The 238-nt window shown below is 71.0% G+C and carries 1 pseudogene; it reads left to right on the plus strand.

The features are described 5' to 3' along the window. Nucleotides 1-6: 6 nt before the first annotated feature. Nucleotides 7-238 (plus strand): annotated as a pseudogene (locus BN358_RS09910) (lysine--tRNA ligase); the annotation flags it as partial.

Genomic DNA, 238 nt, shown 5'->3' on the forward strand with positions numbered 1-238 from the left:
TGATGCTTGTCCCTGGCCGAGCTCGGCGAGGACCGCCTCGAGGCGTGGAAGACCGACATCGACCTGGGCGACTTCGTGTCCGTGACCGGGCGGGTGATCTCCTCGAAGCGGGGCGAGCTGAGCGTGCTGGCGCTGGAGTGGACGCTGGCCAGCAAGGCGCTGCGTCCGCTGCCCACCCTGCACAAGGAGCTCGGCGAGGAGACCCGGGTGCGGCAGCGCTACGCGGACCTGGTGGCCC

The sequence above is a fragment of the Sedimentibacter sp. B4 genome (genome assembly GCF_000309315.1).
Taxonomy (GTDB): Bacteria; Bacillota; Clostridia; order Tissierellales; family Sedimentibacteraceae; genus Sedimentibacter; species Sedimentibacter saalensis.